Annotated in this window: 13 protein-coding genes; 11 read left to right on the top strand and 2 right to left on the bottom strand. The window is 54.2% G+C overall.

Annotated features, from left to right (window positions below; genetic code table 11):
* Positions 1-14: 14 nt before the first annotated feature.
* Both ACE419_RS07315 and ACE419_RS07310 read left to right on the top strand, forming a co-directional pair.
* Positions 15-1,058, top strand: a complete 1,044-nt coding sequence (locus tag ACE419_RS07315; RefSeq protein ID WP_295712874.1) for a ribonucleotide-diphosphate reductase subunit beta — start codon at positions 15-17, stop codon at positions 1,056-1,058.
* A gap of 111 nt (positions 1,059-1,169) precedes the next feature.
* The gene (locus ACE419_RS07310) at positions 1,170-2,156 is read left to right on the top strand and encodes a diaminopimelate dehydrogenase (protein WP_302488891.1); all 987 of its coding nucleotides are present in this window, start codon (positions 1,170-1,172) and stop codon (positions 2,154-2,156) included.
* Between the two features lie 87 nt (positions 2,157-2,243).
* Here the strand turns inward: ACE419_RS07310 and ACE419_RS07305 are convergent, their stop codons facing one another.
* On the bottom strand, positions 2,244-3,191 hold the full coding sequence (locus ACE419_RS07305) for a LysR family transcriptional regulator (protein WP_435721505.1): 948 nt from the start codon (positions 3,189-3,191) through the stop codon (positions 2,244-2,246).
* Positions 3,192-3,336: 145 nt separating this feature from the next.
* On the opposite strand from ACE419_RS07305, the gene cuyB reads away from it, so the two are divergent.
* Complete coding sequence (cuyB, locus tag ACE419_RS07300) at positions 3,337-4,062, top strand: cysteate racemase (protein ID WP_435721504.1); 726 nt, start codon at positions 3,337-3,339, stop codon at positions 4,060-4,062.
* A 200-nt stretch (positions 4,063-4,262) separates the two neighbouring features.
* Positions 4,263-5,543, top strand: coding sequence for a serine--tRNA ligase (gene serS / locus ACE419_RS07295; protein ID WP_295635130.1), 1,281 nt, complete (start codon positions 4,263-4,265; stop codon positions 5,541-5,543).
* A 46-nt stretch (positions 5,544-5,589) separates the two neighbouring features.
* Here the strand turns inward: serS and rnhA are convergent, their stop codons facing one another.
* Positions 5,590-6,315, bottom strand: coding sequence for a ribonuclease HI (gene rnhA, locus ACE419_RS07290; protein ID WP_432646009.1), 726 nt, complete (start codon positions 6,313-6,315; stop codon positions 5,590-5,592).
* 158 nt (positions 6,316-6,473) lie between these two features.
* Between rnhA and ACE419_RS07285 the strand changes: the two genes are divergently transcribed.
* The 7 genes from ACE419_RS07285 to ACE419_RS07255 all read left to right on the top strand — a co-directional run bounded on the left by ACE419_RS07285 (position 6,474) and on the right by ACE419_RS07255 (position 16,804).
* Positions 6,474-7,244 (top strand): MlaE family ABC transporter permease, encoded by a 771-nt coding sequence (locus ACE419_RS07285; RefSeq protein WP_432646008.1) that lies wholly within the window; start codon positions 6,474-6,476, stop codon positions 7,242-7,244.
* A gap of 13 nt (positions 7,245-7,257) precedes the next feature.
* Positions 7,258-8,004: an ABC transporter ATP-binding protein gene (locus ACE419_RS07280; RefSeq protein WP_435721502.1), complete on the top strand. Its 747-nt coding sequence runs from the start codon at positions 7,258-7,260 to the stop codon at positions 8,002-8,004.
* Positions 8,001-9,287 carry an MlaD family protein gene (locus tag ACE419_RS07275; RefSeq protein WP_435721501.1) on the top strand — a complete coding sequence of 429 codons (1,287 nt, stop codon included), beginning with the start codon at positions 8,001-8,003 and terminating at the stop codon, positions 9,285-9,287. Before ACE419_RS07280 ends, ACE419_RS07275 begins: the two co-directional genes overlap by 4 nt.
* A 67-nt stretch (positions 9,288-9,354) precedes the next feature.
* Entirely contained in the window at positions 9,355-10,965 is a 1,611-nt protein-coding gene (locus tag ACE419_RS07270; RefSeq protein WP_503128870.1) for a TolC family protein, read from the top strand.
* Positions 10,966-11,051: 86 nt separating this feature from the next.
* Positions 11,052-15,383 carry a translocation/assembly module TamB domain-containing protein gene (locus tag ACE419_RS07265; protein WP_432646004.1) on the top strand — a complete coding sequence of 1,444 codons (4,332 nt, stop codon included), beginning with the start codon at positions 11,052-11,054 and terminating at the stop codon, positions 15,381-15,383.
* Between the two features lie 39 nt (positions 15,384-15,422).
* The gene (locus ACE419_RS07260) at positions 15,423-16,055 is read left to right on the top strand and encodes a sigma-70 family RNA polymerase sigma factor (protein ID WP_432646003.1); all 633 of its coding nucleotides are present in this window, start codon (positions 15,423-15,425) and stop codon (positions 16,053-16,055) included.
* A 167-nt stretch (positions 16,056-16,222) separates the two neighbouring features.
* A complete protein-coding gene (locus ACE419_RS07255; protein ID WP_435721499.1) occupies positions 16,223-16,804 on the top strand; it encodes a hypothetical protein in 582 nt (193 codons plus the stop codon).
* The last annotated feature ends 60 nt before the right edge of the window (positions 16,805-16,864 follow it).

The raw sequence follows: 16,864 nt of genomic DNA, 5'->3' as shown, positions 1-16,864 counted from the left end.
ATAAAAGGGGAATTATGTCAGAACTGAAGAAACGTCCGCTGTTCAATCCTGCGGGAGATATCGACGTGACGAAGCGCCGTCTGCTCGGCGGCAATACGACGAATATGAATGATTTCAACAATCTGAAGTACAAATGGACCTCGGACTGGTACCGTCAGGCCATGAATAATTTCTGGATTCCCGAAGAAATCAACCTCGCGCAGGATGTCAAGGATTACCGCCAGCTGCCGCCGGCCGAGCGCCGTGCCTACGACAAGATTCTGTCGTTCCTCGTCTTCCTCGATTCTGTGCAGAGCGCAAATTTGCCGAACATCTCGGCCTATATCACGGCCAATGAGGTCGACCTGTGTCTGGCCATTCAGTCGTTCCAGGAATGCGTGCATTCGCAGAGCTACAGCTACATGCTCGACACCATCGCGAGCCCCGACGAGCGTCAGGACATCATCTTCCAGTGGAAGGACGATGAGCATCTGCTGCGGCGCAATACGTTTATCGGCGACCTCTACAATGAATTCCAGCAGGACCAGTCGCGCCGGAATTTCCTGCGCGTGCTCGTCGCCAATTACATCCTCGAGGGCATCTACTTCTATTCGGGCTTCATGTTCTTCTACAACCTCGGCCGCATTGGCCATATGCCGGGCTCTGTGCAGGAAATCCGCTACATCAACCGCGATGAGAACACGCACCTCTGGCTGTTCCGCAATATCCTGCGCGACCTGCGCGGCGAAGAGCCGGACCTCTTCACGCCGGCAAATGAAGAGATGATGCGTGAGATGATTAAAGAAGGCGTGCGTCAGGAAATCGCCTGGGGCAGATATGCCATCGGCAACGAGGTCGAGGGACTCAATGAGAAGATGATAGAAGACTACGTTCTCTACCTCGGCAATGCCCGCGCCGAGAGCATCGGCCTCGGTCCGCTTTATGAAGGCCACGAAGAAGAACCTTCATCCATGCGCTGGGTCAGTCAGTATGCCAACCCGAATTTCATCAAGACCGACTTTATCGAAGGCCGCAGCACGGCCTACGCCAAGAGCACCGCGCTTGTTGATGACCTTTGATTATTGTCCTGTTTTCCGCAAATGTGATTTTTCCTATTTGCCTGTGTATCTTCTTATAGTATACTGGAGATGGGATTTTCAACATTGTTTTTAGAACAGGAAGGTGTTTTTATGAGCATTCGCATTGGTATTCTCGGTTATGGCAACCTTGGCCGCGGCGTAGAATGCGCCGTTGAGGAAAACGACGACATGGAGCTCGTGGCCGTCTTCACGCGCCGCGACCCGGCAAGCGTCAAAATCTGGTCCAAGAATGTTCCTGTCGTCAGCGTCAAGGATGTTGAGGATTGGAGCGACAAAATCGATGTCATGATTCTCTGCGGCGGCAGCGCCACGGACCTGCCGAAGCAGACGCCGGAATACGTCAAATACTTCAATGTCATCGACAGCTTTGATACGCACGCACGCATTCCTGAGCATTTTGCTGCGGTCGACAATGCAGCCAAAGAGAGCGGTCATCTCGGCATCATCTCCGTCGGCTGGGACCCGGGCCTGTTCTCCCTCGCCCGCGTCTACAGCAACGCCATCCTGCCGCACGGCAAGGACTACACGTTCTGGGGCAAAGGCGTCAGCCAGGGCCACAGCGACGCTATCCGCCGCATCAAGGGCGTAAAAGATGCTAAGCAGTACACCGTTCCAGTAGAAGCAGCTCTCGAAGCTGTGCGCTCCGGCTCGAATCCGGACCTCACCACGCGCCAGAAACACACGCGTGAATGCTATGTCGTCCTCGAAGAAGGCGCTGATGCCGCTTACGTCGAAAATGCCATCAAGACCATGCCGAACTACTTCGATGAATACGATACGACCGTACACTTCATCAGCGAAGAAGAGCTCAAGAAGAACCACAGCGGCCTTGCTCACGGCGGCTTCGTCATCCGTTCCGGACGCACGGGCCACGAAAAAGAGCATAACCACATCATCGAATTCTCCCTGAAGCTCGACTCCAACCCAGAATTCACCACGAGCGTCCTCGTCGCCTATGCCCGTGCCGCTTATCGTCTCGCCCAGGAAGGTCAGACCGGCTGCCGTACCGTCCTCGACATTGCCCCAGCATACCTCTGCCAGCAGAGCGGCGATACTCTTCGTTCGACTCTCTTATAAAAATATCTCGTTTTCCGAGCGAAGATTATGCGATAGCAAAAAAACTGCCCTATGAGGGCAGTTTTTTTATGCCATAACCTGAAAACATTATTCGCCGCGGTAGAGGGCCAGACTGCTTTCGATAAATCCCTGCATCGCCTTTGTCCGGTATCCCCGGCGCTTCACCGCGAGAAAAATCTGCCGAGCGGCTTCTTCATCCTCGAGCTTGTAATAAACGAGTGCTTCATTTGGCGCCGACAGCCGCACGAGCGTATCTGTCAGGAACGTAGCTCCGAGTCCCTGACGTGCCATATGGTACGCTGTCATGAGCTGGTTGAGGTAAAGCCGCACGCACGGGGTAAAGCCATTGTGCTGGAATAATTTTTTCGAGCGGCGGTACATATCGTTGCCCTTGCCGAGAATCAAAAAATCCGTCTCCTCAAAAGCCACGAGCGGTACGGCGGGCATCTGCGGCCTTAGATGGCGTCCCATGAGGATGTCCTGACGCGTCATGCGGTAAGCGGGAAATTTTTCATTGATGGGGTACGACGCCGGCACCGACAGCAGGATGTGGTCCTGATAGAAGGGCACTGCCTCAAAAAGTGTCTCGTCGTAAATACCGCTGTCGACGATGACGTCGAGCTCTTCGGTTGTCAGTTTATTGAAGAGGTCGGCCGAGTCCGACTCCGTGACCGACAGGGCGATATGCGGATGGCGCTGGCTGAAGGCCTCAATCATCGGCGGCAGGAAGCACGAAGCAAAAAAATTCGTGCCGCCGAGCTGCAGCGTGCCGCTTTCGAGCCCGGCAAGGTCGTCGCAGTAGCTCTTGAGGTCCTTCTTGATGCGGAAGATGCGCTCCGCGGCCTCGATGTAGGCGCGGCCCGCGTCCGTGAGCTGCAGCGGCGAAGTGCTGCGGTCGAAGATGGGCAGGCCGAGTTCTTTTTCGACTTTGCGCACCGAGGCCGACAGTGCCGGCTGTGAGACAAAGAGCTTGCGCGCGGCGGCGGAAAAACTTTTTTCCTGCCAGACCGCATAGACATAATCCATTCCCTGCATATGAATATATCTCCTTTTGTGCCATAAAATATTTCGATAGATATTATATAATTATATGTATTTGTTTATATACTACCAAAATGATATGCTGATAACAAGAAAAGATTTTGACTGGCGCAGGGCGCCGTAACATAGAGGAGTGGTCATGATGAAGACGATTGGTATTATTGGCGGTATGGGCCCGATGGCAACGGTGGACCTCATGAAAAAGGTCATTCTCGCCACAGATGCGCGTGAAGATCAGGACCATATTCCTATTCTCGTAGACAACAACACGAATATCCCTGACCGCACGGCAGCCATTCTCGGCAAAGGCGAGAGCCCGCTGCCGGAGCTCATGAAGTCGGCTGAGCGCCTGACGAATGGCGGCGCGGATTTCCTCATCATGGGCTGCAACACGGCACATTACTTCTTGCCGCTCATGCTGCCGCATCTGAGAATCCCCGTCATCAACATGATTGAGGAGACGGCTAAGTTCTGCGCCAAAGAAGGCTATCGCAAAGTCGGCCTGCTCGCTTCGGCCGGCACGTGCAAGTCGGGCCTTTATCAGCGCGCTCTGGCACGCGAGGGCGTCGAGGTCGTACAGCCGCAGGGCGAAGCAGAAGAAGCCGTGCACGGCATGATTTACGATGGCGTCAAAGCCGGCGACATGAGCTACGATACGACGGCCGTACGCATGGCTCTGAAGAAGATGGCTGACGAAGGCTGCGAGGCTTTTGTGCTCGGCTGCACGGAAGTGCCGGTGGCTGTAGAGATGTACCATCTCGAGGGCAATTTCATCGATGCGACAGAAGTCCTCGCGGAAAAGGCCGTAGAAAAAGCCGGTGCCAAGGTTATCTCGCACCTGCCGCGCAAAGCCGTGATGGCCTGAAGCCGTTTGTTTTGTTCCTTTGCTATCTATGCGTTTCCTTTGACGTATTAGGCATAGAGGTCTCCCCTTAGGGGAGACCTTTTTCTTTGGAAAGATTTGCCGCGTTTTTAGAAAGCTGATATAATGATATTTTAGAAGAAATCATGCATAAACTTGTGCCGCGCCCTGCGGTGCTGGAATCATAATGGAGTGTGAGAACATTGTTGGATATCAAATTTGTGCGCGAACATCTCGACGAAGTCCGTCAGATGCTCAAGAACCGCTGTAATCCGCTGAACCTCGATGACTTTGAAGGCCTTGACAAAAAACGCCGCGAGCTGCTGCAGGAGTCTGAGGCTCTCAAGAGCCAGCGCAACACGGTCTCGAAGGAAATCAGCGTCATGAAGAAGAACAAGGAAGACGCTGAGGCAAAGATTCTTGAGATGCGCACGGTCGGTGCAAAAATCTCGGAACTCGACAAAGAGCTCAAAGATGTCGAAGCGCAGCTGCGCGACATCATGCTCCATATCCCGAATATGCCGCGCGAAGACGTACCTATCGGCAAGGACGACACAGAAAATCCGGAAGTCCGCAAATGGGGCGAGCCGACGAAATTCGATTTCGAGCCGAAGGCGCATTGGGATATCGGTTCCGACCTTGATATTCTCGATGCTGACCGCGCCGCCAAAGTCACGGGTGCACGCTTCACGTTCTACAAGGGCATGGGTGCCCGCCTCGAGCGCGCCTGCATCAATTTCATGATGGACCTGCACGCGAACAAACACGGTTATACGGAAGTGCTGGCTCCGTACATTGCCAACAAGGACAGCATGATCGGCACGGGCCAGCTGCCGAAATTCGCCGAGGATATGTTCAAGCTTGAAGGCCTTGACTATTACCTCGTGCCGACGGCTGAGGTGCCGATGACGAACTATCATCGCGATGAAATCCTCGATGGCAGCAAACTGCCGGAATACTACAGCTGCTACACGGCCTGCTTCCGCGCCGAGGCCGGCAGCGCCGGACGCGATACGCGCGGCCTCATTCGCCAGCATCAGTTCAACAAGGTTGAGATGATCAAATTCGTCAAGCCGGAGACGAGCTGGCATGAACTCGATACGATGGTCAACGCCGCAGAAGATGTCCTGAAGCTTCTGGAGCTCCCGTACCACATCGTCAAACTCTGCACGGGCGATATGAGCTTCACGTCGGCCACGACGTATGACCTTGAGGTCTGGTTCCCTGCACAGAACAAATACCGCGAGATTTCTTCGTGCTCGAACTGCACGGATTATCAGGCCCGCCGCGCCAACATCAAGTTCCGCCGCGATGCCAAGAGCAAGCCGGAGTTTGTCCACACGCTCAATGGCTCGGGCCTCGCTGTCGGCCGCACGGTCGCAGCCATCCTCGAGAACTATCAGCAGGCTGACGGCTCCGTCCGCGTGCCGAAAGTCCTGATTCCGTACATGGGCGGCGTAGAAGTCATCAAAAAGCCGGAATAAGATTATATTATGAAATAAAAAGAGACTGCCGTGAGGCAGTCTTTTTTTATGCGCGGTATTTCATTGCTTCCTGTTTGGCAAGGCGATCGCATTCTTCATTGAGTTCAACGCCGACATGGCCCTTGACCCAGTGAAATGTCACATCGTGTCGGCTGTAGAGTGTGTCAAGCTTTTGCCAGAGGTCTTGATTCAGGACGGGCTGGCCATCGGCTTTTTTCCAGCCGCGCCGTTTCCAATTTGTCATCCACTTTGTAATGCCGTTCTTGAGGTACTGGCTGTCCGTATAAAGGGCAATTTTAGCAGGCATCTTCGGAAAAGCGAGGGCCGCGATGGCTGCCGAGAGCTCCATGCGGTTGTTTGTCGTCGAGGGACTGCCTTCATGCAGTTTTGTGACTTCGTTCGTCGCGACGTCGCGGATGACCGCGGCCCAGCCGCCGGGGCCATCGGGATTGCGCAGGCACGAGCCATCGGTGTAGATGACAAAATCCTGCTCGGCGTCGGGGCGCAGCGGCTTTGACGGAGTGGGACTGGCAGTACGGGCATATGATTTATGAGGTTTTGCTGCATGAGGGAAGGGAGCGGCTGAGCCTGACGGTGCTTTTTTTGCCTGCGGTGTGTCGGAACCGGCCAGCCAGCTCAGGGCCTCCTGTGCATTCGTGAAGCTTTTATAGCGGGCAGCGGGAAAGCCTGCGACTTGTTTTTTGCATTCCTCCCAGCTCATGAAAAGGCCGCAGCTGCGGCCAACGCGTACGGCGTATACTTTTTTGGGCATAGACTCCTCCTGAACAAGGTTTTCTTCTATTATAAAGGACTTTTTTTGAGAAAGACAGAGAAAATTATGTTCAAAATAGTAAACTTATCTTTACTATTTTTCAATTGCTTGCTAAAATCGTAACTATGAGGATTTATGCAAAAGAGAGGGGGAATAAGATGCTGCTGCGGATACTCAGTGCCATCGGCGCCTTTGTCCTGCACAGGCTGGAGGAACTTGGCACCATCGTCATGCTCTATGGCGAGACCCTGCGTTCGCTGCGCCACAAACCGCGCTTTCATCATATCCTGACGCAGATGTCGCATCTTGGCGTGGATTCCCTGATGATTGTCAGCCTGACTCTGCTCTTTACGGGCGTGGTTATCACGCTGCAGACAGCGGATGTCCTGATTCGCTTTGGCGCGCAGGGCACTTTGGGCGGCATTGTCACGATTGCCGTGGGCCGCGAGCTCGGCCCCGTGCTCGTCGCCGTCGTCTGTGCCGGCCGCGTAGGCTCGGCCATCACGGCGGAAATTGCGACGATGAAAGTCACGGAGCAGATTGACGCTCTGCGCGTCATGGCCGTGAGCCCCATTGATTATCTCTTGGTGCCGCGCATGCTGGCCTGCATGATGGTCGTTCCCATCCTGACGGTCTTTGGCGATGTCATCGGCGTTTTCGGCGGCTGGGTCATTGCCGTCTTTTACAAGGGTCTGACGACATACAGTTATATGAATTCCATCCATGTCTTCTGCGACCTCTTCGATTTGATGGGCGGTGTCATCAAGGCTGTGTTCTTCGGCAATGTCATTGCCGTGCTCGGCTGCTATTACGGCCTGCACTGCCCGGATGGCGCGGAAGGCGTCGGCCGGGCTACGACAAAGACCGTAGTCGCGTCTATCATTGTCATTTTCTGCCTGAATGCTCTGCTGACATTCTTGCTCTTTTGATTAGGAAAGCAATATGATTGAATTTGTCGATGTATGCATGCGCTTTGAAGAAAAAGAAGCACTGAAGCATATCAATTTAAAAATATACGATGGCGAGACATTGGCTATCATCGGCGGCTCGGGCTCGGGCAAGAGCACGTTCCTGCGCCTGCTCATGGGCCTCATCAAGCCGACGAGCGGCCAGATTCTCATCGACGGGCAGGACATCGTGCCGATGAATGAGGCACAGCTCAACAAGGCCCGACTCAAGATGGGCATGGTTTTCCAGTATTCCGCGCTTTTTGATTCCATGACCGTGGGCGAGAATGTCGCCTTCGGCCTGCGCGAACATACAAAACTCAGTGATGACGATATCCGCGTCATCGTCAAGGAAAAACTTCATCTCGTCGGACTCGACGGCGTCGAAAACATGATGCCGAATGAACTGTCGGGCGGCATGAAAAAACGCGTGAGCCTTGCAAGGGCCATCGCTGTAGAGCCTTCCATCATCTGCTACGATGAGCCGAGCTCCGGCCTTGACCCTTTGATGACCGAGAAAATTGACGAACTCATCGTAAATACACAAAAGGCCCTTTCCGTGACGAGCATTGTCGTCACGCACGATATGGCCAGTGCCTGCCGCATTTCCGACCGCATTGCCATGATTTATAATGGCGAACTCATCGCAGTCGACACGGTGGAGCGTTTCAAGAAAATCAAAGATGCGCGTGTGCAGGCATTTTTCCGCACCCTGCGTACAGTGAAGGAGGACGAGACATGACGACAGAGGCAAAAGTCGGGGCATTTACCGTCATCGGCGTGATTCTTTTCGCGGCCGTGGCCGCCCTGCTCTCAGGTGTTTCCCTGTCCGGACATAAAGGCTATACATTATATGCTGGCTTCAAGCAGGTCATCGGCGTGGAGCCGGAATCTGTCGTACGCCTCTCGGGCGTGCCCGTGGGCAAGGTCAAGAGCATCCGCAACGATGGCGGCGGCGTCACGGTGGCCATGGAAATCACGGGAAATACGAAAATCCCGAAGGGCTCACAGGTGACCATCGGCTCGTCCGGTGTCATGGGCGATAAATTCGTCAATATCCTGCCGGGCAAGGACCAGGGCATCTACCTTGGCGATGGCGACTACCTGATTGGTCAGGAAGAAGAGGGCATCGATACCCTGATGGCCAAAGCGGGTGATGTCATGGATCAGGTGCAGACCCTGCTCGATTCACTGAATCAGGTCATGGGCAATCCGGACTTTCAGAAAAACTTCCTGCAGATGGCCGTAAATATCCGTGATATGACGGCTCATATGGATGGCCTCGTCGCGGCGATGGAGCAGACGATGCGGGATAATCAGGGCAATATTACGCAGATGCTCGCCAATCTCAATGCGGCCTCGGGCGGTCTCAACCGCACGATGCAGCAGGTCGAGGCCATGATGACGAATCTTGCGACCGTTGGTGCTGACCCGCAGACGGCAGAAAATCTGCGCCTGACGCTCATGAACATCAAGGACGCCAGCGACCGCATCGCGAATATCGCCGAAAACATGGACAACGCCGTCGGCGACCCGCAGACAGCTGAGGACATCAAGAAAACAATTCATAATGCACGTCAAATGTCCGAAAAAGCAGGAAATATGATGGGCAAGCTCGAAGATATCAAAGTCAACCCATCGGCAGACGTACTTTATAGTGGGGCCAAAAGTGACTGGCAGACGGATTTCAATGTCGATATTGGGCCTGAAAAAGGAAATTTTCTGCGGGCCGGACTCGATGATATCGGGGACGGCAACCGCGGAAATTTTGAGATTGGACGCCGCGGTGACCATTACGGCGTGCGCGGCGGGGTCATAAACGGCGATGTGGGCGTAGGTCTCGACGCTTACGCGGGCAAACGCTTCATCTTTTCGGCGGATGCCATGGACCCCAACGATCCATCGCTGCGCCTGCAGGCTCAATATGAACTCAACAATGCCGGCACCTGGCTTATGGGCCAGTGGAATGATGTCAACGACAGCGATAAACGCGCAGCGTATCTCGGCATACGCCAGTCGTTCTGACGAAACATCTTGGTTCAAATGAAGATTTAAGGAAGAGATGCTACATTTCTCTGGGAGGGAACTGACCTTGAATACGAAAAAACGCTTCTATAAAAAACTGACTGCCATTGTCGCCATGGGCCTGATGACGGCTACCATCTCTGGTACGGCGCTGGCTTCTGATACCGTACAGCTCGACCTGCACGACAGCGTGCAGATGGCACTGGAAAATAACCGCACGATCCGTCAGGCTTTGACAGATGTCGACACGGCCAAGTGGTCGCTGTCCAAGGCACGCCGTACGATGGGACCAACTGTAACGTGGACATCCAACGCAAATCGTATTGGCGGTGATTCTTTGGATACTGTACATAACCAACATTCTGCTGGCTTGGTTGGCCCTGCTTATGATTATGCATGGGGCAACACAGTACAAGGAGCTATTCCACTTTATAATGCTTCAATCAAAGGTCAGATTAAGCAGGCCCGTTACGGTCTTAACGAAGCTGACTTAGCATTGGAAGAGACAAAGCAGGCTATCCGACTGCAGGCAACTGCGGACTACTATAGTATTCTGCAGTGCCGCAATCTCATCGATGTCGAGCAGGAGTCGGTCAATACCCTGCAGGAGCATCTCGACAATGTCAACGCGCAGTACCGCGTCGGCACGGTCGCAAAATCCGATGTGCTCGCCTCTCAGGTGCAGCTCGCTAATGCCCAGCAGGCGCTCGTGACGGCCCAGAACAACTATGATATCGCTGTCTCGACGCTCAACAATGTCATCGGCCTGCCGACGGATACGGTCCTTGACATCCGCGACCAGCTTAAATACACGAAGTACGACCTGACTCAGGATGACTGCGTCAATTATGCTTTGGATAACCGCGCTGACGGTGCGGCCGCGCGCTACGCTGTCAAGGCCGCGGAAGCAAACGTTGAAACGGCCAAGGCAGGTTATCAGCCAACGGTCAATGCTGTAGTGAATAAAGCTATTGCTGGTGAAAAGCCATTTACACACGACCATACGAGCAGCGATAGCTGGGCGGCTGGTGTTAATGCTTCTTGGGATGTCTTTGATAATGGCCAGACTCAGGCTAGTGTCAACTCGGCCAATATGGCCCTTGCCAAGGCCAAGGAAAAGGCAGCCGAGACCGATGACCAGATTCGTCTCGATGTGCGCACGTATTACCTTGGCCTGCAGGCTGCTGAAAAGAACATCCAGACGACTTCTGTCGCTGTCGCACGGGCCGAAGAGGACTACAAAATTGCACAGGTCCGCTACAGCGCCGGCGTCGGCACGAACCTCGATGTCATGGATGCCAACGAGAAGCTGACGACGGCCCGCACGAATTATTACACGGCTCTCTATAACTACAACACGAGCAAGGCACAGCTCGACAAGGCCATGGGCATTCCGGTAGACCTCGATGTCGTCAAGTATTCGGCTTCTGAGGAAGCCGGCAAGACGGCGCCGAAGGCCCGCGATGATGCGAAGCTCAAGGATGATGCGATCTTTGAGATGGAGCAGCTGCAGAAGGCTCAGCAGTCAGAGACGAAGGCGGAAGCCGCTGACGCTGCCAAAGCAGCAGCTCAGCAGAAAGCAGCTGACACGGCTGCCGCAAGTGCTGCTGCAGCCGCGAATAACGCGAGTGCGGCCAATGTCTCAAGCGAGACGGTTGCTTCGGACATGGCCAATTAAGCTTTGCTCACGCGTAGCAGCGTGTAAACACGAAAATAAGAATTTTATAGCGTGAATTTCAGGAGTGAATCATTGGGGAGACCATCATGAAACGAAAAACCATCGGGATAGGCATCGGTGTGCTTTTGGGCATACTCGTGCTGGTACTGGGCGGTATCTGGTATTACATACAGACCAGCGCTTTCATGGATAAAGTAGAACAAACTGCTTCCACCGCTGCCAGCGATACATTAGGCGTGCCCGTTTCCGTCGGCTCTATCAAGGTGAATTCGCTTCATGACCTCGAGATTCATGACCTCGCCATTTATGATAAGCAGGCGGATTGCATTGCGACGGCCGACACGGCCCGCGTGGAGTTCCGCCTGCTTTCTGCATATAAGGATCCCGCGCATGCTGTCAAAGAAGTCACGCTGTCAGGCGTTGAGGCCAATCTCGTGCAGCGCGATGACGGCACTTGGAATGTTCAGGATATCCAGACGAAAAGCTCGGGCGAGGGTTCCTTTTTCGGTACGGTTAAAGTGGAAGACGGCGGCTTGAAACTTGCCGCCTTGGGCAAAGAACTTTATATCGGCGATGTAGCGGGAACGCTTGATTTTGCGGATTATCCCGTGCTGAAGCTCGACGCCAAGGGCAGCTGCCTTGACGCGGATGTCTCCCTTTCGGGGACGTATCGCAAAGAGCGTCAGATTTTCAATGCGGAAGTCGCAGGCGCGGACCTCAGCAAAATTCTGCCGCTTGTGCCGGACGGCCTGATTCCAGGCGGCATTGAAATTCTTGGCGGCAAGGTCAAGACGGCCAAGGTTTCCGGCCAGTATATGGGCAGTGTGCTCTCGTTTTCCGGCCAGGCCGAGTATGAAGATGGCGCCGTCAAGGTCAAGGATACGGAAGTCGATGATATCCACGGCTTTGCCTCTTTTACCGATACAGAAGCCCTGATTTTTGCCGATGCTGAGGCAGCGGGGCAGCAGGCACATGTCGATGGCAAGGTGCGTTACGATACGGATTCCCCGTATCTTGACCTCAATGCCTCGTCGAATTCCTTTGATCCGTCCAAAGTGCTCAAGGATATTCCTTATGCGGGGGCAGCTGCCGTTACGGCGCATATCACGGGCCCCGTAAAGTCGCCGGTGGTCGAGGGTGACGTGAAAATTGCGTCGGGTACGGCTATGGATATTCCGTTCCAAAATGCCCGTGCACATGTCCGCTATGAAGACAATCAGGTCTCTGTTGAGGGACTTTCCGTAGGTGTTTTTGGCGGTACGGCCAGCGGCGAAGTTTATTTTTCACCGAGTGATTTGACGTATACGGCTCATCTCATTGGCAGGGATATTGATGTGCAGCAGGCCGCTGTTTTTGTGCCGCAGCTTGCTGACATCACGGGGCGTGTGAGCGTCGATATGGGTCTCAGCGGTCAGGGTACAGACAGTGCCGCTGTGCAGGCCTATGGCAGTGCTTCCCTGCAGTCGGGCTCTTATCAGAACCTGCCGATTGACAGTCTCAATGCCTCGTTCTTCGTGAAGGGCAGGGATATTACGATTGATTATGCCAGCCTCAATCTGCCTCATCACACGAGCCTTGGCATTGAAGGCAGCATCAAAAATGGCAGTGACCTCGACCTCGCTTTTTACGGCGGCCACGTTGACCTTTCGCTCGTCAGCACCCTGATTCCCGAGGCCGATATCACGGGCCTTGGCGATTTTTCCGGTACGGTGCAGGGCGATATGGCGGACCCGCAGGTCAATTTCAAATTCACGGCGACGAACGGCACGCTCTTCAAGCAGCCGTATGACAGCCTGAAATTCAACGCGGGCGGCAGTCTCGACGGCGTTACGATAGAAGAATTCTCGCTGGTAAAAGATGGCAAACAGACGTGGTATGTCGATGGCTCTGTCGGTCTCACGGGCGAACGCCGCATCAATATGCGCATTGATACAGTCGGGGCCCGTATGGAGGACATTGCGGCTCTGGCCTTTCCGGACCAGCCCATCACCGGTAATGTGGATAATACCATCCGCATCACAGGCACGCTCGACCATCCAAATGCAGTGGGCTACATCCATTTCTATTACGGCAGTTACAATGGCATCCTGCTTTCCGGCATGGACGGCGATTACTTCATGGAAGACGGCGTTACACGCCTGCAGGACTTCCATGTCTTCTCGCCTATGGTCGATATGGACCTCAATGGCACGGTTGACCGCGACATGAACCTCGACCTGCAGGCCAACGTCCATGAAATCAATATGGAACGCTTTGCCAGCAAATTCCCGTATCCGGTCAGCGGCAAAGGCACGTTCTCCGGTAAAATCGGCGGGAATCTCTCAAATCCGCAGTTTGACGGCACGCTCGATGCCCCGTCCATTACCCTGAATGACCAGGAAATCCGCGATGTCCACGGCATCGTCAATTACCGCGACGGCGTGGTCAGTGTCAGTCCGTTCGGCTTCCATCAGGGGGATGGCCTCTATCAGGCCGTACTTACCATCAATACGGATACGCATGACGCAAAGGGCACGGTAAGTGTCACGGATGGCGATGTCAATGCCCTGACGGCCATTGCCAATCTCAAGAATAATATCGTTTCGGGTAAGCTCAGCAGTGATATCGAGATTGGCGGCACGTACGACAATCCGGATGTCACACTCAACGGCATTCTCGACAGCGGCAAAATTTCCGGTTATGATGTTCATGATGTGGAAGTTAATTTACATTTATTGGATAATGTTGTCTATATTGACAAGCTTTCCGGTATGCAGGGCACGGACGGCAGCTTTTCGGCCAGCGGCAGTGTGGGCCTTGATGGCCCGATTGCCGCAAAATTCTCGGCTCATAAGCTCGCCCTCGGCATGTTCACGAAGTCGGCTGGCCTTGAACGCACGGTACACGGCACGGCGGATATCGAGGCCGAATTTGGCGGCACAACGGGCAATCCAGCCGCCGATGTCACGATTGCGGCCAATAACGGCGGCTTCCAGGGCTCGACTTTTGATGCCCTGAATGGTCATTTCAAATTGACGAATGGTCTCGTCGATGTCAGGGAGTTTGCCGTCAAGAAGACCATTGAAGGCAAGGATTATCAGGCCACGGCCAAGGGCATCGTGCCGATCAAGGCACTTTTTGCAAACCGCAACGAAGACCTCGATGATTATGAGCGCATCAAGCTCGATGTCAACCTCGACCAGGCTGACCTTTCCATCCTGCCGTTTGTCTCCGACCAGATTGACTGGGCTTTGGGGCCGACGAAGGGCACGCTGGAGTTTACGGGCACGCTTGCCCATCCTCTTGTCAAAGGCACGGTTTCTCTGACAGACGGTGCGGTTAAGTTCAAACCACTTGCGACACCTGTCACGGAAATGAACACTCAGCTTGTTTTTAATGGGGACACCATGACAGTCAGCGACTTTTCTGGTAAAATGGGCAAAGGCAGTTATACAGGTCAGGGCACGCTGAAACTCGACGGTGTGACGCCTTCGACATACGATTTTTCGCTGACAGCGGATAGCCTTGATATCCAGAGTGACTTTTTCAAAGGACCTCTGAGCGGCAGCCTGCACGTTGTCAATGCCGAGATCTTTGGCAAAAAAATGCCGAAGATTTCCGGCGAGGTCAATCTCGCGGACTGCACGATTTCCGTGCCGACCATCCCGGACAGCAGCGGCGAACTGCCGGATGTCCTTCTCGATGTAGATGTCAATGTCGGCGATAAAGTCCATGCCTACAGTTCGTATCTTTACGATATGTATCTTGTGGGCAAGGTCCATTTCGGCGGCACGACGCATCATCCGAAGACGTCAGGCTCCGTTTCCGTAAAACGCGGCGGCACGGTCAGCTACCTCAAAACGGAATTCAATGTCCGTGAAGGTACGGCCTATTTCAATCAGGTTGATTCGTTCCTGCCGAGCATTACGTTCATCGCTGATACGCGGCTGACGCAGGCCAAGGTGTTCCTGTCCATCACGGGACCGCTTGACAATATGACGTTTACGCTGCGTTCGTCGCCGGAGATGAGTCAGACGGAAATCATCCGCATGCTGACGCTGCGCAGTGCCTATAGGGCGGGCGAGGCCAATCTCGATGCAGGCGACCTCCTGATTGTGGGCCTGCAGATGAGCTTTTTGTCCGAAGTCGAGGATATCATGCGCAATGTGCTCTGGCTTGACCGCTTCACGATTGCGCGCGGCAGCGGCTCGGCCTTTGATACGCATGATGAGGAATCCAATAAAGACATCGACGTCTATCATGTCGAGATGGGCAAGTACATCACCGATAAGGTCATGCTCAAGTATACGCAGCAGATTGGCGGCGATGATACGCACCGCGTCGGTGTTCAGTATGATATGAATGACCGCTTTGGCCTGTCTCTTGAAAAAGAGGCACAGAAGTTCATTGTCGGACTGGAAGCGCGCATTCGTTTTTAATGGTTATAATGGTTATAGGAAAATGAGGAGGTGAGATGCGTGCGCCTGAATGATTATATGAAGGAACTCAGCAAGGTCAAAACCTTGTCTCCCGAGGAAGAAAAACTTCTTTGGGCTTCCTGCAAGGAGCAGGGTGATGAACGGGCGCGCCAGCTTCTCATCGAATCGTACCAGCCGCTTGTCTTTAAGCAGGCTGCGCCGTTTGCACGTTTCGACTGCATTATGGATATCATCCAGGAAGGCACAGTCGGACTCATTGAAGCGGTAGAACGCTATGACCACACGCGCGGCGTGGCGTTCAGCCTGTTTGCCGTCCACCGGATCCGCGGGCGCATGATGGATTTTTTGCGCCGCGAGGGACAGGTGGATGTTGCCTGCATGGAAGAGGCCGCGGAAGGCTGTTCCGGCAGCCTCAAGGAAAATCTTGTGGACCTTACGGCCTCTGTTGCCGAACAGGCAGAGAGCCATGAGCTCGCAGAACAGCTGCATCAGGCGATGGCGCGCCTGCCGGACAAGGAACGCGCCGTGCTCGAGGGCATGTACTGGAGCAGCGAAGATGCAGCTGATATGGCGGACACGCTCAATGTCAGTTCGTCCCACATTTACCGCCTGCAGAAAAATGGCATCCGCCGCATCCGCGGCATGCTGTCACGCTTCATGCATTATTGGTAAAAATAGGAAGAGCAAGAAAGTAAGTGAAAATGGCCTGCATGCAAAAGGAAACAGCAGATATTTTCTTATCATCTGCTGTTATGGCGTTATACGGCATGCCGGGATACCATGATGACCTCGGAATATAAAAGATGAGTCTGTGAATTTGAACAGGCAGGAGGTGTATCATGAAGGACCGGAATCAAAAACAGCGCCGTCACATACGGGCTGCGCGGGCATGGCTTGGCGAGGCCGAGCATTCCTTGGCAGAAAATCACAGAGTGCGGGGCGAGCTTAAAGTCATGCTGGCCAAGGCGGAACTCGCGCGCGTCGAAGGAACGCCGGGACACCGTTTCCTGAAGAAATGGACCATGCGCCTGCTGCCGGCAGCTATGGCCGTGCTCATTGCGGGCGGCGGCTGGCTGTTCTGGCAGGCACGGACGCCGTCCCTGTCTTCCTCGTATCCGCCCGCTTCTGCGGTGCAGGAGACTCCGCAGGAGCCGACGCCGCAGGAAACGACTGCGGCCATGCCGGAAGCAGCGGCCTCTCATGATGCGCCTCTCGCACCTTCGCCGGCCGGCAGGGCAGAACCATCTGTCCCTGCGGCCGTGCAGACGGACCCTGTGCAGGTGAAGACGGAAAAGACAGCCGCTCCGGCGCAGCAGCCTGTGGCAGAGCAGTCTGCTGCTCCTGCTGCCAAAACACCGAAAGTCCCGGATGACGGGATGCAAAAATTGATGCAAACCGCGGGCAAAACCCTGCGGAATTGATAAGATATCCTTGTTGAATTGATTTATGAATGATGAAGATATCGCTTAGGAGGTTTGACC

The organism is Mitsuokella apri (assembly GCF_047974105.1).
Taxonomy (GTDB): Bacteria; Bacillota; Negativicutes; order Selenomonadales; family Selenomonadaceae; genus Mitsuokella.
Note: the sequence above shows the minus strand (reverse complement) of the source record. Positions and strands in the feature narration are given on the sequence as shown.

What these genes read in the sequence shown, in the direction of transcription:
- ACE419_RS07315 (WP_295712874.1), top strand. Translation starts at nt 15, where the DNA reads ATGTCAGAACTGAAGAAACGTCCGCTGTTCAATCCTGCGGGAGATATC.
- ACE419_RS07310 (WP_302488891.1), top strand. Translation starts at nt 1,170, where the DNA reads ATGAGCATTCGCATTGGTATTCTCGGTTATGGCAACCTTGGCCGCGGC.
- ACE419_RS07305 (WP_435721505.1), bottom strand. Translation starts at nt 3,191, where the DNA reads ATGCAGGGAATGGATTATGTCTATGCGGTCTGGCAGGAAAAAAGTTTT.
- cuyB (WP_435721504.1), top strand. Translation starts at nt 3,337, where the DNA reads ATGATGAAGACGATTGGTATTATTGGCGGTATGGGCCCGATGGCAACG.
- rnhA (WP_432646009.1), bottom strand. Translation starts at nt 6,315, where the DNA reads ATGCCCAAAAAAGTATACGCCGTACGCGTTGGCCGCAGCTGCGGCCTT.
- ACE419_RS07285 (WP_432646008.1), top strand. Translation starts at nt 6,474, where the DNA reads ATGCTGCTGCGGATACTCAGTGCCATCGGCGCCTTTGTCCTGCACAGG.
- ACE419_RS07280 (WP_435721502.1), top strand. Translation starts at nt 7,258, where the DNA reads ATGATTGAATTTGTCGATGTATGCATGCGCTTTGAAGAAAAAGAAGCA.
- ACE419_RS07275 (WP_435721501.1), top strand. Translation starts at nt 8,001, where the DNA reads ATGACGACAGAGGCAAAAGTCGGGGCATTTACCGTCATCGGCGTGATT.
- ACE419_RS07265 (WP_432646004.1), top strand. Translation starts at nt 11,052, where the DNA reads ATGAAACGAAAAACCATCGGGATAGGCATCGGTGTGCTTTTGGGCATA.
- ACE419_RS07255 (WP_435721499.1), top strand. Translation starts at nt 16,223, where the DNA reads ATGAAGGACCGGAATCAAAAACAGCGCCGTCACATACGGGCTGCGCGG.